Raw genomic sequence first — 23,970 nt, forward strand, 5'->3', positions numbered from 1 at the left:
GACGGATTGGCCCCACCAATCCGTCTTTTTTTATCTTTGCATTTTAATATTATAATTACAATGAAAAACACAATCTTCATATTTTTATTATCTATTATAGCCTACTCTTGTACTAATTCTACTGTTTTTGAAACCCAACAGAGATTCGAAGACAACAACTGGTTTAAATTTGATGAATTTAATTATGAAATTGAAGTAGATGCTGGTCAAAACTATAGTTTCGATGGAACTATTATCACTGATTCCAACTATAAAAATAGGAAAATGGAACTTGGGTTTTACCTATACCTGCCTGAAGGTGGAAAAAGATTGGAAGACAAAACCATAAGAATTCTTGATTTTGAATATCAAGCCTTGGGAAAAAAGGCAGATAATGGTTTTGAACTTCCTGTGACATTTAAGCAAGACCTTAAAATAAAAAGCGACGGATTATTAAAAATCAAAATCATTCTTCATTCACAACATACCGATAACTTTGGTATTGTTGGTTTTAATCTTTCAGCTAGAAAGACAAAGCCTTAAAAAAACTACTAAACCTTGATTTAATGCAACTTAACCCTTTCCGAAGCACGTTAAATATGTGACCTTCTAAATTAGTGTTTTTTTCCATCTTCCACGCAACCTTATTGATCATATAATGGTCTCTTAGTCAACATCAAGAGGATCTATTCCTTTAAATTAAAACAAAGCGATTTTTAATCAAAAATTATAATGAACCTATGCAACTATTTTGGACACATTTTTGTCTATATATTTTGCATCACAGACCATTATTCTCTTTTGATTTAATCGCATATCGTTCTTTGAATTATTTAGCATGATAATTTGACATATTTATATTTATTCTGCATAGATTTTCAGTTCTGCTTTTCGTTAGTGAAATATATTTCTAAATTTACCGCACGAAAACAATACGGGCATTTACAATCTATATGCAACAAGATAAACTTATAAAAAAGGTTATTCAAGGAAATCCTAGAGCTCAAAAAGCATTTTACGATCAATACGCATCGAAAATGTATTCTGTATCTTTAAGGTTTGCTAAAGATGTAGATGAAGCCAATGATATCCTTCAAGAAGGATTTGTAAAAGTCTTCTCAAATTTAGCATCCTATAGAAACGAAGGAAGCCTCGAAGGATGGATTAGAAGAACCATTGTCAACACCGCTATCAATTATTACAAAAAAAATCTAAAGCATAGAAATTATAATGATTTAGATACTGTAATGATTTTTGAAAAAAGCGATACCGTTTCTGCCATTGATCAGATGTCGGAAAATGAGCTTTTAGGGATTATCAGCAAGTTACCCGATGGATATAGAACGGTATTCAACCTCAATGTTATTGAAGGATATACCCATCGAGAAATTGGCGACATGCTAAATATATCAGAAAACACAAGTAAATCGCAATTGGCGAGAGCCAGAGCATATTTGCAAAAAAGAGTAGTGAAAAAATAATGGAAGATAATACACATAAGGAATTTGACCAGATTTTCAGGGATAAGCTTCAGAATCATGAAGTGGCACCACCTGCACATATCTGGACTGGCGTTCAAGCGGAAGCATTGAGCGGCGCTGCCGGCAAATCATCTCAATGGAGATGGTGGGCTGCTGCTTCTTTATTGGGTCTACTTCTGAGTACAGCTGGATATTTCTATTTAGGAGACGACGAGTTTAATTCGATAGACGAATCTACTCCAGTAGCTCCTACAACTCCTTATAACGAATCTAATTCTACAACAAAGCCTATTAATATGGCCTCCCCTTCTTTTGAGAAGGACTTAGATCTTACAGAAGAGGAAATCATTTCTGAAATAGAAAAGGAACTACCTATTGAAGAAAAATCGAACAGTGAAATAGATAAAACAGAAGAAAAAGAAGAACAACTCATAGAGGAGTCTAATCAAGAAATCAAAAGCCAATTACAAGAAAATTTTATTATTGTAGAAGAGCATATAGAAGTAGAAACAGAAGAACAAGTTGAAGTTGCTGAAGAAATAGTATCTAAAGAAGGTAAAGCAATCAGTAACAATACTCCTATTGAAACAAATATTAATAAAGAGATCTCTAATACAGAGCCAACAAAAGCTGGCTATGACTTCTTCGACGAGGACGCTCTTGATGATATGACTCAAGGACACCGTCAGGAGAAATATTGGGAATTAGGTTTAGAATTTTCTCCTGAATGGGTGACTATTCCAGATAACAACAATAATATCCAATCTTATGGTTTAGATCTATCTGCTAAATATCATATTGGTAAATTATTCTTAGAAACAGGACTTGGTGCATCATTAAGTAAAGATGATGGAATCTATCATGTAGATTATCAAGAAGCAGTTTTTAAAGGCTCCTATCAAGATGTTTATAATGTGACCTTTGATACTTCAGGCGGAACTCCAGTTCCTACATATTACACAAAATTGGTCAATATATACGATACCCTCGACAAGGCAACAATAACAGAAAATAAAAATACTTACGCTTATTTAAACATACCGATTAATATTGGTTACTATACTCCTCTTGGAAAGAAATTTAGTTTCTATGCCAAAACGGGCTTGAATGCAAGTATCTTAATTTATCAAGATATTCCAACTCCAAGCATTGAAGGAGAATTGAATACCATTATTAAAACTACTCCTCTTTACCATCAAAGAACCGATTGGAATTTACAAGCACAAATTAATGTGGGCATTAATTATCACATTACTGAAAATTTCAGATTCGGTTTAGAACCCAATGCTAGATATTATATCAAGTCATTGGTAGAGAGTAACAACAGCGGAAACCCTTATGGTTTGGGAGTGAAAATTGGTTTTAAATACGTTTTAAAATAAAGGAATAAAATGAAAAAATATATACTTGTCATTGGTTTTTTACTGAGCTTGATTTCTTTTTCGGAAGATATCATGGCACAAAAAGCTGAACAAGCTAAAGAAAGGTATAGCTTTGGTGGACATGTGTTTACCAAAGATTTCCCGATCAAAATAGGTCAAGCTGTTTTATATAATGCCTTAACAAATGAAAGACTTGATGATGCCAATATAGATACCTTAGGTTATTATTATTTTTATAGAAAACCTGCTGGCGACTACCTTGTTTTAGCAAGATTACTTCCTGAAGATCCAAATTTTAGCGCATTTTCATCTACCTACTATCCAGATAATGCATTTTGGCAAGAAGCAGAAGTTATTCATCTTACCGAAACATCCTGGGAATATGATATTGATATGGTTGTTCAACAATCTGAAGGTTCTCCCAATGGACCCGGGAAAATAAGTGGTACTATATTCCAAATTAGTGGGAAACCATTTGTAGCTGATGTTGATGTTATCATTTTTGATGAAAACATGGAATCAGTAGTTCATTACCCAACAAATGAATTTGGACAATTTAATTTTGAAAATCTAGAATATGGTACCTATGTACTATTTCCTCAAATTATTGGTATGACTACCAACCCAATTGAAATAATAATTAGTCCTGAGCATGCGGTGCACCAGGAAATAGAAATCAGTATAGAAGATGGCTATATCAGTAGTTCCATTAATGAAGCATTGATTAGCGAAGAATCTTTTAGATTTTTCCCAAATCCTGCTTCTAGTCTTATCAATATTCAATTCAATACCAGTGGAAACAAAAATATTCAAACTAGAATATCAGACCTTAGTGGTAGGGTTGTTTTTGAAGAATCGGCTAAACTGACTTCTAGCGATTATTCAAATACCTTAACAGTTGGAGATTGGCAAAATGGATATTATATCCTAGAGATTCTGATTGATGGATCACTTGCCAGTACTCAAAAATTAGTGATTAGCCACTAATTATTTTCTTAACATTTGATTCACACTTTTTAGGTCTAACTGTTTTTTTCTTAAGTGGAACAATCCTAATTTTGACCTAAAATAAAATCATGAGCAACTCTAGAAGAAACTTTCTTAAAAAAACGGTAGTTACCGCTGCTGCTATCCCAGTACTTGGTGCAAGCAAACCATTATTTTCCAATAGTTTAAACGAAGAAAATTGGGATCATTTATCAAATAAAGAATTGCTTAAGGACTTTAATGAATGGGTGGAATCCTATATCAAAGAGATTAATGCTGAGAAAGAATTGGGAAGAGAATTTAAAGATAATGATGCTCTAGTTCATCTTCCAGCCCAAATGGAAGAAATGATGCCCAAATTTAAGAACCGCTTTAGTGATCCTGGTTTTTTAAAAGACTACTTAAGAATTTCAAAAAAGCTTACTGCAGAAATCGATCAGACTTTCTAACCTGAAATTCAAACACATACCAAGGGTAGCTTTAAAAATTAAAGCTGCCCTTTTACATTATAAATAAAACATATAAATAATTAGATTTCTGTAGATTATATATCTACTAGTATTTATTAAATATGTAATTTTATCCTTCATTAAAACAATAGGCAACCACATTTCATATATGCTGTCTTACAAACGAATTTGATTGAATGAAAGCTTTGGATGACCTCATACACGACTGCAAAATAGGCAAGCGTAAGGCACAAGCTGTGCTTTATAAAAAGTACGCTTCTAGTCTATTAGGGCTGTGCATGAGATATAGTAAATCCAGAGACGAAGCAGAAGATATTCTGCAAGAGGGTTTTATTAAAATATTTAATAAGATTAAATCATTAGAAAAATCGAGTTCGTTAGAACCGTGGATGAAACGCATTATGATAAATACAGCTATCAACTCTTATCATAAAAACCTGAAGCATTATTATAGTCAGGACATTGATGATATACAAATTGTTGATGGTGAAGAAGAGCAAAGTGAATATTTGCCTCATGTTTCACCCGAAATGGTATTAAAATCTGTTCAAGAACTTCCTGAAGGATATAGGATGGTTTTGAACTTATATGTTTTTGATGGATTCTCACATAAAGAGATAGCTGAAGAGTTAAATATTTCTGTGAACACATCGAAAACGCAATTATTGAAAGCAAGAAAGAAACTTAAGAAGGAATTTTTTAACCGCCAAATAGGCCCCACTGATTAATGGCAAAAGAAAAACAAAATATGGACAATTTTTTGAGAGACTCTCTAGGTAATCTAGAGATGGCTCCCTCTAAAAATGTTTGGAAAGGAGTTTCCAAAAAATTGATCCTATTAGAACTCATCAGATTAAACTTTTCGAATATCGGAAAGTCTTGGCTATACACAGGTGTAGCTGCCGTAACCGCATTCGCAGGATTTACCATCTACCAAATGAACCAAGAAGATTCTCCCTCTGAAACGCCTAAGACTACTGAAGTCATCATTGCATCTAATACCGAAGAAGTAAAAGCTGACCAGAAGGAAACTTACCAACTCACTGAAGACGAGGTGAATTCTAGTGCAGAAACTGAGATTATTACAGAATTGGAACCCATTGATGAAATAGATAAAGAACAAGACATTACTAAAGCTTCTATTATTAGAAAAAAGAGTAAAGTACAAAACAAGGAAATCGAACCCAATCCTGTAACTGACATTTCTGCTCCAGTTTCAAATATAGAACCTAAAGAAAACGAGTCTAATAGTACAGATGATATTGATGAAAACAAAGCTGAATCCATAGATAATATTTCTGATGAAAATTCAAATTCAACTACAGAATATGGCTTAACAACTACTCCGGTAGCTCAAGAAAAAACGGCTACTCAAAATACAAAAGAAGAAAACACTAAGTCTGAGCCAGCTCCAGCAAATAAGGAAGAACTAAATAGTGAAACATCCTCTAAACATCAAAAAATAATTGCTCCAGTCATTACTGATGATGAAATAAAGGATTTAGCTGATGAAGAGCCAACAAATCTGACTTGGTTTGTGGGAGCAAATTATACTCCAGAATGGCCTATTTCTTCCGAAGAGATGTATGTAAACAATCACCAACTTGGAGTTAAGGCTGGTATAGAGTATAAAAAATGGTCTATGAGTATTGGTATTGGAGTAAAAACAGAAAAAACTCCAAGCCGGTTTATGGCTCATTATTCCACTTACGATAGCGTTGGATTCTTTTATGATATTGATTATTACGAACAAGCACCAAATTCCTCAGACTCTATTATCATTCACTATACTATAAGAAGCCTTTTCGACTCCATTGATAATCAATCTGAAGTTCAAGGCCCAGACCAAAAAAGAAGATGGATATTTATCCCAATAGACTTCTCTTATCGACTTTATCGAAAGCCAAAGTATGAATTAATGGCAAAAGTATCTGCTAATTTGGGATGGTCAAATTATACCGAAAGCAATAATATGTCCAGTGCCCTAGCAGGATATTATCAATTAGAGAATATTACAATAAAGCATAACGACACCTATCTACAAGTGGGAATAGGTTTGGAAAATAACTTTAGTATTTTACCAAATTGGTGGATTTATGCAGAACCAAGGCTCAACTATTATGTTAAAAGCCCTTACGAAATAAAAGGAAACTCCAATAATGGCCCATTTGCATTTGGATTGCAAATAGGGATTAAATACAAATTTAATAGATAGCCCTATGAAAAAGATAGAAAAAGCCTTCAGACTTATACTTATCGGATTCTTGGCTATCATAAGCCAAATAACGATTGCACAAAGAGATACCTTATGTGTCGCTAATTTCTCCTTTGAAGAATCTATAACCATAGGGAAACCTAGTGTTATTCAATTTAAAGACTTATCAACAGGAAACCCTACTGATTACTTGTGGAACTTTGGAGATGGCAGCACTAGTAATGCAAGTAATCCTTTTCACTATTTTCCAGAAGCAGGGAACTTTATTGTGACCTTAAGTATTTCAAATGAATTTACGCAAGATGAAATCAGTAAAGAAGTAAACATAGAAGTCCCATTGGAAATCAGTTTTACTTTTAAGCTCGATAGTAATTACCACATTCCAAACACCTTCCATTTTGCAAGTGAAATTGAAGGAAGTTATGATTACTTATTATGGGATTTTGGCGAAGGTGTATTAACAAATGTGGAAGATACAACACATAGCTACACATACCAAGACACTGATTATCAAGTTTGTTTAACAGCAAAATATTATTTCAATGATACATCTACCATACAAAAAATAACCTGTCAAGGACTAACTACTTCAGAATATTATAATTTAGGCGGACAAGTGTTTTTTGGTGATTCGTTAATGAATAACCCCTACCCAACTGGAGATACAGGAATCGCCTATTTGTACAGAATGGATAAGAATAACATCATCCCTATTGATACCAATTATTTTGTGGATTTTGGATATTTTTGGTTTGCTGCAAAATTGAAATCCTATTATATCATTAAAACCCATTTTACTGAAAATTCTAATCATAGCAGGCAATACGCACCTACCTATGTTGGAAATACAACTCAATGGGACGAAGCAGAAATTATTAATCTAGCACAGGATAAATTCCGAGAAGACCTAAGTATGGTTGAGAAAAAAGATAATAAATCAGGCACAGCAGAAATTTCTGGTTCTATTTTTGATATTCTCAACATTGAAAACATAGAGGGAAATCCTATGGTCTATCTTTATAATACTCAAGAAGAACTCATCGATTACAAATCTACAGATTCTAATGGTGATTATTATTTCGATCATGTTTCAAGTGGACATTACCTTGTTAACGCGGATATCACCGGAGTTAAGGCAAGATCACAAATGGTGATTGTAAACGGAAAAGGGCGAAGCCATTTGAAGTCAGAATCAATAGAACAGGAATCTATTATTTTCCCTAATCCCGCCATAGATTATAGTATATTGGAATACTACTATAGCGGAAAAATGAAAGAAGCTAAAATGTTAATTTACAACTCTAACGGGAATATACTACGGGAGGAGTCTATCACACTAAATGATGGACTAAATTATATACACATTGATCTTGAAAATACAAATAAAGGAGTTATTTTCGTTAAAATAGCAGATGAGCAAACGCAAGTATTTAAGCTTATTCACAACTGATATTAACACCTGAATTCCTGATAAAAAGGAATCCTCTAAAATTAGCATTTTTTAAGTCTTCAAAATTGCTAATATCTTATCTTTGCTAAAAAATAGAATTCTTTGAAAAAAGTAGACCTTTTTATAATTCGCTCCTATCTAGGGCCATTGATATTAACCTTTTTTATTGCATTGTTTATTTTATTGATGCAATTTCTTTGGTTATACGTGGATGATTTAGTGGGTAAAGGATTGGAATGGCACGTCCTTCTTCGATTGCTTTTCTATGCCTCCTCCACTTTTGTTCCTATGGCTCTGCCACTTGCTATCTTATTAAGCTCCTTGATGACCTTTGGCAATCTGGGTGAACATTATGAACTGGTAGCCCTAAAAGCATCAGGCATTTCATTGAAAAGAATCATGAAACCATTAATCATTCTATCTATATTTATTAGTGGCTTGGCTTTTCTTTTTTCTAATAATGTATTACCAGTGGCTAATTTAAAATTCAGAAGCCTCCTATACGACGTTCAGCAGAAAAAACTAGCCTTCAAGATAAAAGAAGGTATTTTCAATAAAGATTTAGGAGATTACACCTTACGGATTGGTGGGAGAGCCGAAGATGGGGAAACTATTTACGATGTAATGATTTACGACCATTCTGGAAGAAATGGGAATACCAAGGTGAGTGTAGCGGAATCGGGGACTATGAAACAAAGCCTTAGTGGCGATGCTATTGAATTTACCCTTTTCAATGGGTATAACTATGAAGAGAAAACAGATCAAAAAAACTATAGAGTTACTAGACCATTCCAAACCACTCAGTTTTCTGAAGAAAGAATACGATTCACCATCGATAATGGACTCAGTAGAACTGATGAAAACCTGTTCAAACACAGTTATCATATGATGGATTTAAGTCAGTTGACCAAATCAAAAGACTCCCTAAATATTTTATTAAAGAGAAGAAATACTGATTTTGGTCAAAACCTCATCAGAAAATACAAAAACTACCATAGAGTAGACTCACTCAAACTTAATAAGCAGTTGTATTCAGACACCTTAATGGTTTCTGAATACACCAGTATCCTTTTTGATTTACATGTACTCGATAGGAACAAGATAATCGAAAGCGCTTTGAATAGAACTCGAAATATAAAGGAAAGCGTGGTAGGCATGAATGATGAAAATACAAATAGAGAGAATACTATTAGAAAACACGATATTGCCTATCACAAAAAATTTACACTTTCAATTGCATGCCTCATCTTGTTTTTTGTAGGTGCCCCATTGGGAGCCATCATCAGAAAAGGTGGATTGGGATTACCGGTGGTCATGTCTACCCTATTCTTTATTGCCTATCATATTCTAACCATGACAGGGGAAAGAGCAGTAAAAGCAGGTTCTATGAACCTTTGGATTGGGGTTTGGATGGCCTCTGCTATATTTTTACCGATTGGGATTTTCCTTACCCTAAAAGCTACTTCCGATGCACCATTGTTTGATGCTGATACTTATAAAAAAATGTTTGAAAAAATATTTAAACGCAAAGAATCAAAATCAATTCAGTAGTAATGGAAAATGAAATAAAATATATCAATAGGGAATTAAGTTGGCTTGATTTTAATTACCGTGTGCTACAAGAAGCCATTGATAAAAAGAACCCCATATTAGAACGTTTTAAATATCTTGGTATATTTTCCAATAATAAAGATGAATTTTTTAGAGTTCGGGTTGCTACCATTAACAGAATGAGGATTCACAAAAAGGTGACTGATGCTGTAAAGAAAAGCCTGACCAATACCTTTTTAGAACTTCAGCAGAAAGTAGCACATCAAGAAGAGATTTATAATGAAACCTATCATTCACTTATTGCAGAAGCAAGAGAGAATAATGTTTTCTTGATAGATGAAAATGAGATCAACGAATCACAGAAAGAATATATTAGTCAATATTTTGACGAAGAAGTAAGAAAACATGTATTTCCTCTAATGTTAGGCGACAATCAGAAATACAAAAATTTCAAAGACAAAACAGTCTATTTAGCTATTGAGATGAAAGATTCCAAAAAAATCCTCAAAGATAGATATGCTCTTATTGAAATGCCAACCAACATTCTCTCTCGTTTTGTGAAACTCCCTACTGTTGGCGACAAGAAATACATCATGTTTTTAGATGATGTGGTGAGGTTTAATCTCCATGCTATATTTTCTATTTTAGGTTATGATATTTTTGTAGCTCATATGGTTAAGCTAACTCGAGAAGCTGAGCTGGATATTGATAATGACGTTTTAAAAAGTTTTTTAGAACTCATGAGTGATAGTGTGAAGAAAAGAAAGAAAGCACCTCCTATTCGTTTTGTATACGATAGGTCCATCTCTCCAAAGCTCCTAAAGGTAGTTTTAAATACCTTTGGAATTAAAAGCAATGATAACCTGAGAGCTGGTGGAAGATATCATAATCTAAAAGACTTTATGGACTTTCCTTCTTTAGATCCAGAACTTTTTTACAAACCTATTCAGCCTTTTATTCATCCTGAATTGCCAGCAAACAAAAGCAAATTTGATATTCTTCGAAGAAAAGATATTTTACTTCATTATCCATATCATTCCTTTAAAAGTACCATTAGTTTAATATGGGAAGCTGCCGTTGATCCAAATGTAAGAGCCATTAAAATGACTTTCTATCGAGTTTCTAGAAATAGCTCTCTTATGAAAGGATTGATAAATGCGGCTAGAAACGGAAAAGCTGTTACCGTTTTCATGGAACTCCAAGCTAGGTTTGATGAAGAGGATAATATTTATTGGGCAGAGCGCTTACAAGAGGAAGGTGTAAAAATCATCCCCACTATACCAGGGTTTAAGGTTCACTGCAAGCTAATCCTCATTCGTAGAAAAGAAGCAGGGGCAAACGTGTATTATAGCAATGTGAGTACTGGGAATTTCCATGAAGCCACAGCCAGAGTATATAGCGACACCAGTTTAATGACCAGCAATCACGATATTTGTAAAGATGTAAATAATGTTTTTCAATTATTTGAAACCAAGTTCAATCGCCCCACTTTTAAAGCCTTAAAAGTCGCACCTTTCAAAATCAGAGATTTTATCTATAAGCGAATTGAAATTGAGACCCATAATGCCTTAGAAGGTAAAGAAGCATTTTGTATCATCAAGATTAATAACCTTGTAGATATGGGTATCATCAAAAAGATTTACAAAGCTGCAGATGCGGGAGTGAAATTCAAGCTGATCATCAGAGGGATCTGTGTTTTGAGAGAGAACTTTACTCATGAAAATATTGAAGCCATTGGTGTTGTAGATAGATACCTAGAGCACAGTAGGATTTTTATTTTCGCTAATGGAGGAGACAGAAAGTATTATATCTCATCTGCTGATTTAATGTCTAGAAACCTTGACCACCGTGTGGAAGTAGTTTGCCCTATACACTCTCCAGAACATCAAAAAGAAATCCAAGATTTAATCGACATTCAGCTCCAAGACAATATGAAAGCAAGGAATTTACAGGGTAGGGATATTAATAAATACCTAATTCCACAAGATGGAATACTCCATCAATCACAGTTAGAAACTTACAAATATTTGAAAGCTAAAGAAGAAAAGTAGTATCTAAATACTATATTTTACTAATTCAGGTAAAAGCTCTTGATTTTTAAGTTTACCCGAGGCATTTTTTAATCCATCAGGAACTAATTCTATGGCTAAAAATTCTTCTTCAGAAACTTCTAGGCTTGTGGTAATATCAAACTCAGATGCTGGTTTAAAGCCGAAGCGTGGGAAATATTCCTCTTGACCAACAACCAATACTGAAACATAACCTAAATCACGAGCTTTTTGAAAAGAATTAGCTATCAGTTCCTGTCCAATTCCTAAACCTTGGTAGGAAGGTAATACTGCAATGGTGGCCATAATAATACTAGGGACATTCTTTCTACCTTTAACTATCTCGGCTTTTGCATACATAATAATACCAATAATTTGGTCATTTATTCGTGCTACACGAGATAACTCTGGAATAAAGTGATTCGTTTTTCTAAAATCTTTAATCAAGGCGTTAACATCTTCCTTTTGAAAAGCCAAATTAAACAACAAATTAACCTCTTCAATATCCTTTGGTTTTTCCCTCTTAATTTGTACTTGCATATGCTTTCTATTTCTATGACCACAAGATACGAAAAAAAGCAAATACTAGAACATAGTAACTCTTTTCACATCTTGATTTTATTATGGGTTTAAAGCTTTTAATCCCAATTTTGAGGAATTGTTAATAAATAAATCCTATTGTCTTTTGTTCAGCTTAATTTTCTTCATTATTTCAACTTATATTCTCTAAATTGCGATGTCTTTAAAAAAGCATCACCTAATTCATTTTATGAACCCTGAACTAGTTTTAAAAATATTAAAGGAAAAATTTCCGCATCAGCCAACTACTGATCAGGAATTGCTATTTGAGGAATTTGTAAAGTTTCTAGCATACGATTCTATAGAAAAAGTATTCCTCTTGAAAGGCTATGCAGGAACCGGAAAAACCAGTTTTGTGCAATCCATTGTTTCTACTCTACCTGGTATCAGAAAGCGAACAGTACTTTTGGCTCCTACAGGAAGAGCTGCCAAGGTCCTTTCGGCCTATGCCCATAAAAAAGCCCTCACCATACATAAGAAAATATATTTCACCAGTATGGATAAAAGTGGGTATATGGAAAGTCGATTGAAAGAAAATCTCCATGTGAACACCCTGTTTATTGTTGATGAAGCTTCCATGATTTCTGGCTCTACTTCGGATGCTCATTTTTCCCATCAAGATTTACTCGCCGACCTGATCACCTATGTTTATTCAGGTGACCATTGTCAGTTAATGCTGATTGGCGATCTGGCTCAGCTTCCTCCAGTGGGATTAGAAATAAGTCCTGCTTTGAGTCCTGAAGGCTTAAAAAGTTATTATCCTTTCGATATTTTTAAATATGAACTTAAAGAGGTGGTTAGACAAGCTGCTGAATCTGGAATTTTATATAATGCTACTCACATCCGTAATCTCATCGGTGAAGGAAGTATAGAGAACCCCATTTTTTCCATTAGTGATTTTAAAGATGTTTATAGAATTGGAGGTATGGAATTAGCTGATGAATTGTCAGATGCTTTTTCTGAATTTGGAGAAGAAAATGTGGTGATTATTACTCGAAGTAATAAAAGAGCCAATATATATAATCGCGAAGTTAGGAACAGAATTCTTTATAAAGAGAACCGCATTGAAGGTGGCGATTTATTAATGGTGGTGAGAAATAATTACTATTGGTTAGAGGAAAAATCACAAGCGGGTTTTATAGCAAATGGAGATATAGTAGAAATAGTACAATTGAAAAGATATTCTGATTTATATGGCTTTGAATTTGCTGAAGTAGAAGTGCAAATGATTGATTACCCTGATGAACCTAGCTTTGATGTTTTGATACTATTGGATACCTTAACTTCTGAGAGTCCTTCCTTAACCTATGAAGAAAACAATAGGCTATTTCAGGAGGTGATGAAAGATTATTACGATTTAAGTAGCAAGAAAGCCAGAGTAGATGCGGTAAAAAACAACCGCCATTTTAATGCCTTACAGGTAAAATTTGCCAATGCTTTAACCTGTCATAAAACCCAAGGCGGGCAATGGGATGTGGTATTTTTGGAGCAACCTTGGCTTCCCGATGATAAAATGGATGTGGAGTTTGGTCGTTGGCTCTATACTGCCATTACTCGTGCTACTAAAAAACTATACTTGGTGAATTTTAAAGAGGAATATTATCAGGACTAGCCTTTGACAATCCTAAAAACTTATAAGACTGCCACTCTACCACTTTTTGTAAAATAATCTTTGATGGAATCTATACTCAATATTTTCTCTCTCTTTTCAGGATCTAGTTTTATATCTTTATTACCATTAACCAATGATTCTAAGGGAATTCCCAGATATCTGTTTAATAATGTTATCATTTTCAAAGTTAATGGTCTTTTTCCATTTAGAACTTCCGAAATTCGTGTTTTCCCACCAAACAAAGGTGCAAGGTCTGCTTGCTTTAAATTCATCTGATCCATTCTAAATCTAATGGCTTCAATAGGACTTGGAGCTTGAATTGAAAAATGCTCTTGCTCATATTTTTCAATAAGTAGAGACAATAATTCTATCTCCTCGCCTTCGCTACTTGCTGGTTCAATTGCATTTTCATTGCTGTGAATAAGTATATAAATACGCTCACAGGCGTCATTATAATCTTTCTCCGTTTTTAATATTTTAGTCCTCATATTTTACTATTCTTTTAAACAATAGGAATTTTAATAATAAAACTAGTCCCTTTTTTGAGGATGGTTTCCACTCGAATAGTTCCTCCGATATTCTCTATCATCTTTTTTACCAATGCCAAGCCTAGTCCCATTCCACTAGTTTTTGTGGTAAATCGTGGTTCAAAAATATGAGTAAGTTCGCTATCAGCAATGCCACAGCCATCATCACTAATTCGAATCTCTAGGCTTTCACTCACCCTTGTTAATTTAGTATGAATAGCGCCCGATGAGTTTTGTCCTATGGCTTGAACCGCATTTTTATACAGATTATTAAATACTCTAATCAATTGATTTTTATCGGCCGAAACTAATATATCTTCCTCCATAAATTCATGGGAGAAGGCCACATGATCATTGCCCTTAAAAATGCTTTCCACGTCTATAATAATGCTCTTGATATCTAATTGTTGAGCTTGGATTTTATCAATTGCTGCAAAGGTACTAAACTGTCCAGCAATCTCACTTAGCACGTCAATTTGCTCTTGTAATCCTTTGGTAATCCTCTTCATCCTCACTTCAAAATCCTCCACCTGATCGTCCCAAGCCCTTTCTAAATACTGCACATTGAGTTTCATGGGTGTGAGTGGATTTTTAATCTCATGAGCAATTTGCTGAGCCATTTCACGCCAAGCCGATTCCCTTTGGGTAATGGCTAATTTCTGAGCACTTAAACTCAATTCTTCCACCATTCTATTATACTCTTTAACTAACTCACCAATCTCGTCATCCTTATTCCACTCAATCTTCTCATTAGTATCTTGCAAATCTAGCTTCCCCATTTTTTCTTTAATCATTTGCAAAGGTTTACTCAAATATCGAGAGACCACAAGGGTTATCACTACAGTAATAAACAATAGGAATAAATAGATATTTAAGAAAGCTACGATGAATCCAGAGACCTCCTCTTCCAATTCGTACTGCTTGGCAAAGTATGGCAGATTCAGATAGGCAACAGAATGATTGTCTTGATTCCTAAATGGAAGGTAAGCCGATAAATAGTTTTGAGAGCCAATTTTTTCTTCCTGAATGAAGAAAGAGTTCTTAAGAAATTTCAATTCATAATAAGCATTGGCTTCCATCCTATTCGATAATAATGCGGCACTAAACATTTCTGGTCTACTGCTTGCTAACAACTCGCCTTTCTTGTTATACAAGGTGATATCGGTAAAAAATACTTCTGCGAATTTCATCAACAAACTTTCTACATACTGATGATCTGCAGATGTGAACTCCTCCATACCACTCAATTTATGCTCTAATTCTATTAAAACGGAATGGGCTTTTTCCATCAAACTATCAGCATTTTTTGCCTGATTCAGATATATGATATAATATAAACTAGAAACTCCTATTAGAATAAACGAAAATAAGAGGAGTATGATCATGGAATATTGAAGTCTACCTTGGAAACTACTTACCGAATTTTGTAATGAAGCAGTATTAAACAGAAAGTAAAGCAAGAAAGTGAATAAGCTATAGAACAAGAAAATAAATGCGAAAGAAGCTAACCGCTGCAACCAGCCTGGTTTTTCTAAGCTAATGATCAATACATTTTCTTTGTTCTTGGAATAAATATAATGCTGATAATTATTTTTATCGAAATAAGTATCATGATAAGAAGTCAATCTATAATCTTCCAGCTTTTGCTTATAATCAAACTTACCATAAACATCAGTTAAATCTCCATCACCATATACTGCGTAGGAATAATTTCTTAATAAAGTTGATTGATAAATATGGGATTTCTCTAATATCGCAGGAAGTCCCATTTCTTTAGGTTTTACTTTAGATACAAATTCAATAAAAATACAAGATTTATGAACCGAATCTAACTGATAAGGAACTCTTCCAATATAATTCCTGTACTGAAATGAACTTTGAATCAAATACAAAGTATCCTCTCGAATAATTGATTTGCTATTTTTTATCCTTTCACTAAAATACTGATAACATGATGTTTCGAAATTATCAGGCATAATCATAATCATACTTTCCTCATCGCAGTGTATCAGGTTGATATGATATAACTGCATAAAAGATTCAAAGTACTTTTCCGAAATAAAGTTGAGGAGACTGTCATCATTATCAATAATCTGCTGTCCCTTTGTGAGTTCAATAAGAAACTCATCATTTTGAATTTTCTCAATAGAAGAAATAAACTGTTCTTCTAAAAAAGGATCATTTTCTAAATCTAAGGTTAATGCTGATGTTTCTCTGATAAGACCTTCCTTCTGATCGTTTAAGTAATTGAGATAAAAAGTGGTTAGGAAAGTAAAAAATACCAGAAAAAACAAAACTTCACCAAGCTTTCTGTTACCTGTGTTTCTTCTTTGCCAATAAAAGGTCAAAATAATAATGGCACTAATAGAAAGATGTATCAACCAAAAAGAGATTAAAAAATCGCTTGAGGTGACAAGAGGTAAAACGCCTATTCCTAAAAGAAAGATCCATATATGATATTCTACTTTTTTGCAATTGATGAAATGTCCCAACCAACGATAAACAGCAAAAAATAAAGAAAACTGCAGAATAAAGATAATCAATATTACTAAATAGCTATATATATTTAATGAGGCTAGCTGAAACAAATCTAGACCAATTTGGGAATCGAAAATCAAACTCCTGATTAAAATGACCAAGATATAATAGAGGAGGAAAATAAAAACAAGGTAAATATGGATGAACAAGACATTGAGTTGGCGAGTTTTTACGTGATTAAAATAATAAATCACTACTACCATTAACATCAAGCTAATAAAGAATAAGTTTCCAATAGTATTATAAATCCAGAAATGAGCATAAAGGCCAGGAGAAAACAATTCACTCTGAAATATAAACTCTGGCACCCCAAAGAATAAATGGATTCCATACCAAGTAAAAATGACTAAACTAAAAATACTTAATGCTATTAATTCTTTCTCTTTAGATAATTTCTTTAATAGCTTTTGCAGAATCTGAGCCAAAAAGTAAAATGAGAAGATAAACAAGAAGAAGGGGAGCAATTTCAATTTTCCTAAAGAGTTATTCTCAGCAGAATCAATATAAAAAAGTTCTTCTCCTTTATTTCCCTCCACAAGAAAGCCCTTGGTATCACTTACAATCAATTTCTTTGAAATACTAAAATAGCTAGCCAGATGGCTCATTAAATATTCATTTTCCCAAGGGTATTGGATTTTTATGATCTGAACTCCAACAATCGAAAATTGCTGAACTTGTTTATAGCGAAGCACAACTTGGTAAGAGCCCAAATGCTGAAGCCCTGGTTTATCAATTTCATTAAAGCTTTCAGAAAACACAATATGGTTTTCAGTCCATAATTCTAGCTGCTGATCCTCATATAAAGCAAAAGCAAATCTATTTTTATATTTAGCCTGATAGGATAAAGCCTTAATCTCAAATGCTTCTTTTCCATTGAGGATTAATACCTCTTGTAATTCTAATAAAATCCCATCTAAAAGAACCTGATCCGACTGAACTTGACTTTGAATTTGCTGAGCAACATTGGTAATAGATTCAGACTTATTATTCCCTAAAATAACATAAGCGACAGTCACTAGCAATAGCAGTGAAATATTTATCAGGAGCATATATTTCTTCAGGATCATCTTCATAAAACACAAATTTAACAAAACTAGTGACATCAAAATATCTCACCTATTTCTTTATTCACTATATATTTAAAACCAATGACATCAAGCAATTTCTTTGCCAAAAAAAAAGCGAAAACTATTGGTTTTCGCTTTTTTATCATTCTCTACTCTTCATTAAAATACAAATGTTGCACCAATATGAATATCAAAATGAGACAAACTATTATATTCTCCTTTATTATAAAGAATATGTGTATACTTTCCTTTAACAATAAATCCAAATCCAGAACCTGGGTTTAATTGGAATAAAGCTCCAATTTCAGGTTGGAAACCAAACTGCCAGCTTTTATCTTCTACATAGTACTGACCAATCTGATCTTGCTTCTCGATGTTAAACATTCCAGCATTAACACCAATAAAGGGATATATATAATTGTTTTTCAATGGATAATAATGGAAATTCACATAAAGAGGGAAGGTATATAGATAATTAAATCGAGTCGAAGTAATCGCGGCACCTTCCATTTCATATGTGGAACGGTCAAATTTTTCAGAGAATCCTTGCCAGCTAAATCCACCACCCACAGAAATAGGGTCGTTAAATAAATATCTATATTCCATAGCAAAACCTCTAGTAGATGTTTTACTAATGAACTTATCACTCATTTGGCCTACTGGAACACCGATAATCCAATCGAAAGTCAACATTCCACCAGGTTGAGCATAAGTTTTAATAAATCCTGTTGCATCAGGTTTTTGAGCACTTGCTTGATTAGAAAGACCTAAAAAAGCAAATAGTATTGCGACTATAAATAATCTTTTCATCATTTTCTGTTTTTTTAGGTTATTTCTGTAAATATGGTGATTGTTCAAAAGCTTCATTGAATCCTCTTACAGCTCTGGAGCCATTATAACTTGCATCGTTACTTAAGATTCCATCTATTTTGGCAGTCCAACGGAATACAACAGCAGGAGCATCATTAGGATCTGGATTAGGACCAGCATTTTCTAACCAAGTACGATAATCCATTACAGATTCACCATCAGCCATATCCATAACCATAGATCCGGTATTATAACTATAATAGCTAGCTCCCCAACTTGGATACCAACCATAATAAGGGTAATAATCAGTGCCCTTATCTACATTAGTATTCTTCCAGTATCCACCATACCATCCCCAATAACCTGGGTATCCCCACCAATAATATGGGTAATAAGTTACAGTGGTTTGTGTATTCATTAAAATAGAAGGATTAATTAAAAAGTCCGAAGACTCCAAATCAGCAGCCTCAGTATAACCCAATGATTTAAATTTATTAATAATAACCTCTCTAATTTCATCAGATGTGCCATTTGTATAGAATTCTTCAATCTCTTCATCTTCAAGATAATCAGAGTATAGCATCACTGAATCTCGAACAAAGAAAGTGCTGTAGCTATTAAAATCAAATTCCGTATCGTAATTAGTAAAAGTAATGTCATATTCCTCTAAGGTAGCCGTTTCTTGTTGCTTATAACAAGAAGTTAACACTAAACTTAGTGATATAACAAAAAGGATTAACCATTTTGTTCTCATAGTTTCTTATTTTTGTTTTTTTTTACAAAAGTAGCAATTTATAGTTTAGAAACGAATCATTATGAAGACTAGCAATTTTAAAATATCGCATTTCATTAAGCAAGAAAGCCTTGGAGGAATACTACTTATCTTATCCACTGTTATTGCTGTCATCTGGGCGAATAATTCAGATTCTTATCATCATTTTTGGCATGAGATATATGTGGGTTTCACAGCAGGTGACTTTAATATTAAACACAGTATTGGACATTGGATAAATGATGGCTTAATGGCTATATTCTTCTTTACCATTGGATTAGAGATTAAGAGGGAGATTATGGGAGGTGAGCTTTCTTCCATGAAAAAAGCTTCTTTACCCATCATAGCAGCAGTTGGCGGAATGATGATTCCTGCTCTTTTCTACTTTTTTATTAATGGTTCCAATCCCGAATATAGCTCTGGCTGGGGTGTTCCTATGGCTACCGACATCGCTTTTGCATTAGGATTAATGGCCTTATTGGGAGATAAAGTCAATATAAATATTAAGATTTTCTTAACAGCCTTAGCCATTGCAGACGATTTGGGAGCTATTTTAGTTATTGCTGTTTTCTATACTGAAAATATTAATTTAAATGAACTAATTAATGCTGGCGTTTTCTTAAGTATACTTACTATAGCTAATAAAATGGGAGTTAGAAGAACAGCGTTCTACGCCCTTGTTGGATTATTTGGAGTTTGGACCTCTTTCTTATTCTCAGGAGTACATGCCACTATTGCTGGTGTTCTCATTGCCTTAACCATTCCTGCCCGACCAAAAATCGATGAAAAAGAATTTGTGGCTAAAGTAAAAATGAAAATTAATAAATTTGAACAGCAACTTGCGAATGACAATTCTTTACTCACTGCAAAACAAGCTCATTGTATTGAGGATATTGATACCGTATCCCAGGACGCACATACCCCATTGCAAAAATTGGAACATCACCTCCACCCTATCACTTCTTTCTTCATCCTTCCGCTATTTGCACTGGCTAATGCAGGAATTAAAATAGAAGGTAGCTTAGTAGATTTACTATTTAGCCCTGTTTCACTAGGAATTATGGCAGGATTAGTTTTAGGTAAAACCATTGGTATTACTGGATTTTCATGGATTGCCATTAAATTCAAATTAGCTCGACTACCAGAAGGCAGCGGATGGAAAGAACTTATTGGAGCTTCTATGATGGCGGGTATTGGATTTACCATGAGTATTTTTGTGGCAGAATTAGCCTTTGACGATAAAGATGTTATTCAAACTGCTAAAATCGGAATTTTTGCCGCTTCATTTATTTCTGCCATTTTAGGATTAACATTATTGAGCTTAAGCAGTAAAAACAAAAAACCTGGAAATTAATTCCAGGTTCTTTGCCTTTGCACTTTTCTCAATTTATTAAATGCTCCTAAAGAGCACAAAATATCTTATTTTATATAAATCTGATTATTCATGATGGCTCCTATAAATTGTCCATCATGGGTATAAACTTTTACACCGCTTCTTTGTACCTTATTGGATTTAAAATCCATCATGCCTTCAAGGCCTACCAAAGTATAATTGTCATATTTCGCATACTCAGCGTTCCCAACAAAACCCTCTGACTCACAAGCTATACCAACTAAAACATCATTATTTTGATATATTCTTGCTAAACCAGTTTCAGGATTAATTCCTACTAGTTCACCTATTTCTATTTGCTCTTCCGACTCAAAATACTCCGCATACTTATTACTTTTCCCTCCTCCGATCAAATAGGAATATCCCAGTGGAATATTAATATCGCCATAAACATCGAGCTTATAATTAGGATCGTTAGAACCAATTTTCACTTTCCCATCAGGCATTATTTTCATTTTCTTGGAATCATTACGCTTGAAGTAAAAAATATCTTCCACTCCAGCAATCCACTCCGAATTTCCTCTTCGCAACTTTAATTGAGCTCTCTTTAATTCACTTGCAGAGTGTAATAGCACAAAATTTGAGGAGGCCATGGAATATATCTCTGCTGATGCATCACCGTATACACCCATCGTTTCCCAGTTTTTATCCCCCAAACCAAACACATGTTCATTTTTTACCCAATTATGTGACCAATAAATAGTTTTAGGACTTTGAGATTCATCACCCACAATAAAATCTCCATCTATAATTAAATTACTATTATTAAAAAGAATATCTGCAATATCCTCATCATACTTTATTTCCATTCTATAATTACGAGAGGAATTCTCATCAGCCGTAGATATCAAAAAATGTTTTCTCAATGTAAGTGGATCGGTGGTGTATTCACGAGCCGATAAAGCTGCTCCAAATTCTTCATCTGCACTTCTCCAATTGATATTGGCTTGAGCAGAATCTGCATTCATCCCAATTTTTATTAAATCGTTATCCAGCAAATTAGTCATATCAGAAGAAACAAATATCTCAGAATCCTCTCCCAATTCAATACCTTCCGAAGGGTTGTCTGTATGAATCCCCATATCTCCATCGAAATCAACACCTAAGTCGTTTTCATTCCAGATATCGTTGACAGTACTTGTTTCAGCATATAAAGCATAGGGTACAGAAAGCATTTTGGTCACTCCCATATCCATAAAGGACGAACCAGTTCCGGAGCTATCTAATTCTAACATGATAAACTGATCTTCCTCACTCCAAGCAATATCAGACCACTGACCATAAAGCACTTCACCATCCCCAATTTTTAGATTTATTAATCCATAATCATTGCTTTCTATGCTATGTTCTTCACGATACACGATATCTCCATCTGGCTCCTCAGCCAGAATATTCACAATCAGTTTCACTTCTTGATTTGGAATCACTGAACCTTCAGTATAATGCAATACCGTCTGGAAGTTTATTTTTTCTGGTGCCTGAGCCCATACACTTATTATAGCGCAAAAGAACAGACTTATTAATAATAGTCGTCTCATAGCTCTCTATTTTAAATATAATTTTCCGTTTGCTAATAGCACTCCTATCGACTCTCCATCAACTGTGGAAACCATTCTACCATTCACCTGAAGCTGTGTTAAATTTGCTTCTATTTGTCCTTTTGAAACCACCAATGCAAATCCGGAGTCCTCCTCACGGCCTTTCTCATAATTACTCACAAAACCTGCTTTAGCGCTTGCAATTCCCATGTATATATCGCCACTTTCAAATTTTCTTAACTGACCAGTGCTAGGATTCAAACCTAGTACATCGCCATTGGTGACATCATCGTTTACAGGTAAATATGAACCTTTTCCTGCACCACCTACCAAATAGGCAAAACCACTGGAAACATTAATATTTCCATTCACATCTAATTTAGCAATAGGTTCATCCACATCAATTCCCACATCACCATCACCAGTAATTTTAAAGAAATTAGAGGATTCATGAATAATATTAAAGTCACCATCATGAGTCATTTTCCAATCATTTTCTCCATTTCTTAAGTGAAGACCAATATCATTGGTACCTGCATCATCATGAATTAACAATTCTACATTGCTATTGGCACGATATATTTCAAGCTGGGCATTTTCCCATGTTCCTTCTTCTTCCCAATCTTTATCCCCTATTCCCATTTTTTTGGTTCCATGAATAAAAACATCGCTATAGTATAGTGCTAATCCACTATTCGATTCTGTTCCCACTTGGAAAGTATTTCCATCAATGAGTTTCAAATTGGCATCAGTGATACTAATGTCCACTTCATTCTCACCAAAAGGCACATTAAACCGCTCTACCAAGTCTCCTGAAAGATTGCTTGTTGCAATGCTAAATTTTCGGGCCTGATCGCTTGGATAAGTCTCATACTCATAGGCTGATAATGCAATTTTGGAATCCCCGCTAGCATCCTGAAAATGTATTCCTGGCTTAGCATCTGGGCTATTCCATCTTAAATTCATCACTGCACCATAAGTCAAGGAATTTTTCACCGTGCTCAGCTGGATTCTATTATTAGTACCAATAGTTAAAGCTTCAGTAGGTTCATCTGTTTTAATGCCCACATTACCATCCATAAAATAAATGTCGTTTCCATTTTGCTGCCACATACCCTCACTTGCTGCAGTAGTTTCAGCATAGAAAGCATAAGGAACCGATGCAAATTCTTCAATTCCCATCAAATTATAAGTACTGGTTCCCGTTTGTCGAGCTTCCAGCTTTACAAAATGAGCATCACTACCCCAGCTAATATCAGAAAAACTTCCTGTTAAAACCTCACCTTTACCAATTCTGAAAGAGGCTAGTCCATTCGCATTAGTAGCTACACTATGTTCTTCGGAATAAACCGCAGTACCACTTGTACTTCCTAGTAATATGGAAACCTTAAAGTCCATACTCTGAAAGCTGATCACTGAGCCATCCTCAGCTCTAACAATCGTTTGATAGTTTATACCTTCGGGAGCCTGCGCTGATGCCCACAAACTCAATAAAGCTAACAAAAAGGGAAATAATCGTTTCATATTTTTATTTTTAATTCTTCATATTCAATTCATCAAAAAAGGCAATT

The 23,970-nt window shown here is 34.1% G+C and carries 19 protein-coding genes; 12 read left to right on the plus strand and 7 right to left on the minus strand.

Annotated features, from left to right (window positions below; genetic code table 11):
• The first annotated feature begins 60 nt into the window (after positions 1-60).
• From HNS40_RS02815 to ppk1, 10 genes are all read left to right on the plus strand, one after another.
• Positions 61-522: a hypothetical protein gene (locus tag HNS40_RS02815; protein WP_172277349.1), complete on the plus strand. Its 462-nt coding sequence runs from the start codon at positions 61-63 to the stop codon at positions 520-522.
• Positions 523-932: 410 nt separating this feature from the next.
• Positions 933-1,460, plus strand: a complete 528-nt coding sequence (locus HNS40_RS02820) for an RNA polymerase sigma factor (RefSeq protein ID WP_172277352.1) — start codon at positions 933-935, stop codon at positions 1,458-1,460.
• Entirely contained in the window at positions 1,460-2,842 is a 1,383-nt protein-coding gene (locus HNS40_RS02825) for a hypothetical protein (protein WP_172277355.1), read from the plus strand. Before HNS40_RS02820 ends, HNS40_RS02825 begins: the two co-directional genes overlap by 1 nt.
• A gap of 9 nt (positions 2,843-2,851) precedes the next feature.
• Positions 2,852-3,829 carry a T9SS type A sorting domain-containing protein gene (locus HNS40_RS02830; RefSeq protein WP_172277358.1) on the plus strand — a complete coding sequence of 326 codons (978 nt, stop codon included), beginning with the start codon at positions 2,852-2,854 and terminating at the stop codon, positions 3,827-3,829.
• Positions 3,830-3,918: 89 nt separating this feature from the next.
• Positions 3,919-4,278 (plus strand): hypothetical protein, encoded by a 360-nt coding sequence (locus HNS40_RS02835; protein ID WP_172277361.1) that lies wholly within the window; start codon positions 3,919-3,921, stop codon positions 4,276-4,278.
• A gap of 197 nt (positions 4,279-4,475) precedes the next feature.
• Complete coding sequence (locus HNS40_RS02840) at positions 4,476-5,027, plus strand: RNA polymerase sigma factor (protein ID WP_172277364.1); 552 nt, start codon at positions 4,476-4,478, stop codon at positions 5,025-5,027.
• Positions 5,027-6,514, plus strand: coding sequence for a hypothetical protein (locus tag HNS40_RS02845; protein WP_172277367.1), 1,488 nt, complete (start codon positions 5,027-5,029; stop codon positions 6,512-6,514). The genes HNS40_RS02840 and HNS40_RS02845 overlap by 1 nt, the downstream gene beginning before the upstream one ends.
• A 4-nt stretch (positions 6,515-6,518) precedes the next feature.
• Entirely contained in the window at positions 6,519-7,964 is a 1,446-nt protein-coding gene (locus HNS40_RS02850; RefSeq protein WP_172277370.1) for a PKD domain-containing protein, read from the plus strand.
• Positions 7,965-8,066: 102 nt separating this feature from the next.
• Positions 8,067-9,515, plus strand: a complete 1,449-nt coding sequence (locus HNS40_RS02855) for an LptF/LptG family permease (RefSeq protein WP_172277373.1) — start codon at positions 8,067-8,069, stop codon at positions 9,513-9,515.
• Between the two features lie 2 nt (positions 9,516-9,517).
• Complete coding sequence (gene ppk1 / locus HNS40_RS02860; RefSeq protein WP_172277376.1) at positions 9,518-11,566, plus strand: polyphosphate kinase 1; 2,049 nt, start codon at positions 9,518-9,520, stop codon at positions 11,564-11,566.
• 3 nt (positions 11,567-11,569) lie between these two features.
• Here ppk1 and HNS40_RS02865 read toward each other — a convergent pair whose 3' ends face one another.
• Positions 11,570-12,103 carry a GNAT family N-acetyltransferase gene (locus HNS40_RS02865; RefSeq protein WP_172277379.1) on the minus strand — a complete coding sequence of 178 codons (534 nt, stop codon included), beginning with the start codon at positions 12,101-12,103 and terminating at the stop codon, positions 11,570-11,572.
• 229 nt (positions 12,104-12,332) lie between these two features.
• Between HNS40_RS02865 and HNS40_RS02870 the strand changes: the two genes are divergently transcribed.
• Positions 12,333-13,754, plus strand: a complete 1,422-nt coding sequence (locus HNS40_RS02870) for an ATP-dependent RecD-like DNA helicase (protein WP_172277382.1) — start codon at positions 12,333-12,335, stop codon at positions 13,752-13,754.
• 20 nt (positions 13,755-13,774) lie between these two features.
• Here HNS40_RS02870 and HNS40_RS02875 read toward each other — a convergent pair whose 3' ends face one another.
• The 4 genes from HNS40_RS02875 to HNS40_RS02890 form a co-directional block, all read right to left on the minus strand.
• Entirely contained in the window at positions 13,775-14,242 is a 468-nt protein-coding gene (locus HNS40_RS02875) for a type II toxin-antitoxin system HigA family antitoxin (RefSeq protein ID WP_172277385.1), read from the minus strand.
• 14 nt (positions 14,243-14,256) lie between these two features.
• Complete coding sequence (locus HNS40_RS02880; RefSeq protein WP_172277388.1) at positions 14,257-17,892, minus strand: ATP-binding protein; 3,636 nt, start codon at positions 17,890-17,892, stop codon at positions 14,257-14,259.
• A 153-nt stretch (positions 17,893-18,045) separates the two neighbouring features.
• Complete coding sequence (locus HNS40_RS02885; RefSeq protein WP_172277391.1) at positions 18,046-18,699, minus strand: outer membrane beta-barrel protein; 654 nt, start codon at positions 18,697-18,699, stop codon at positions 18,046-18,048.
• A 16-nt stretch (positions 18,700-18,715) separates the two neighbouring features.
• Entirely contained in the window at positions 18,716-19,450 is a 735-nt protein-coding gene (locus HNS40_RS02890) for a DUF4136 domain-containing protein (RefSeq protein ID WP_172277394.1), read from the minus strand.
• Between the two features lie 61 nt (positions 19,451-19,511).
• Between HNS40_RS02890 and nhaA the strand changes: the two genes are divergently transcribed.
• Positions 19,512-20,822 (plus strand): Na+/H+ antiporter NhaA, encoded by a 1,311-nt coding sequence (gene nhaA, locus HNS40_RS02895; RefSeq protein WP_172277397.1) that lies wholly within the window; start codon positions 19,512-19,514, stop codon positions 20,820-20,822.
• Positions 20,823-20,887: 65 nt separating this feature from the next.
• On the opposite strand, the gene HNS40_RS02900 is transcribed toward nhaA, so the two are convergent.
• Together HNS40_RS02900 and HNS40_RS02905 are read right to left on the minus strand one after the other, a co-directional pair.
• On the minus strand, positions 20,888-22,399 hold the full coding sequence (locus HNS40_RS02900; protein WP_172277400.1) for a hypothetical protein: 1,512 nt from the start codon (positions 22,397-22,399) through the stop codon (positions 20,888-20,890).
• A 6-nt stretch (positions 22,400-22,405) separates the two neighbouring features.
• Positions 22,406-23,923, minus strand: a complete 1,518-nt coding sequence (locus HNS40_RS02905) for a hypothetical protein (RefSeq protein ID WP_172277403.1) — start codon at positions 23,921-23,923, stop codon at positions 22,406-22,408.
• Positions 23,924-23,970 lie beyond the last annotated feature (47 nt).

Source organism: Lentimicrobium sp. S6 (genome assembly GCF_013166635.1).
Taxonomy (GTDB): Bacteria; Bacteroidota; Bacteroidia; order Bacteroidales; family UBA12170; genus UBA12170.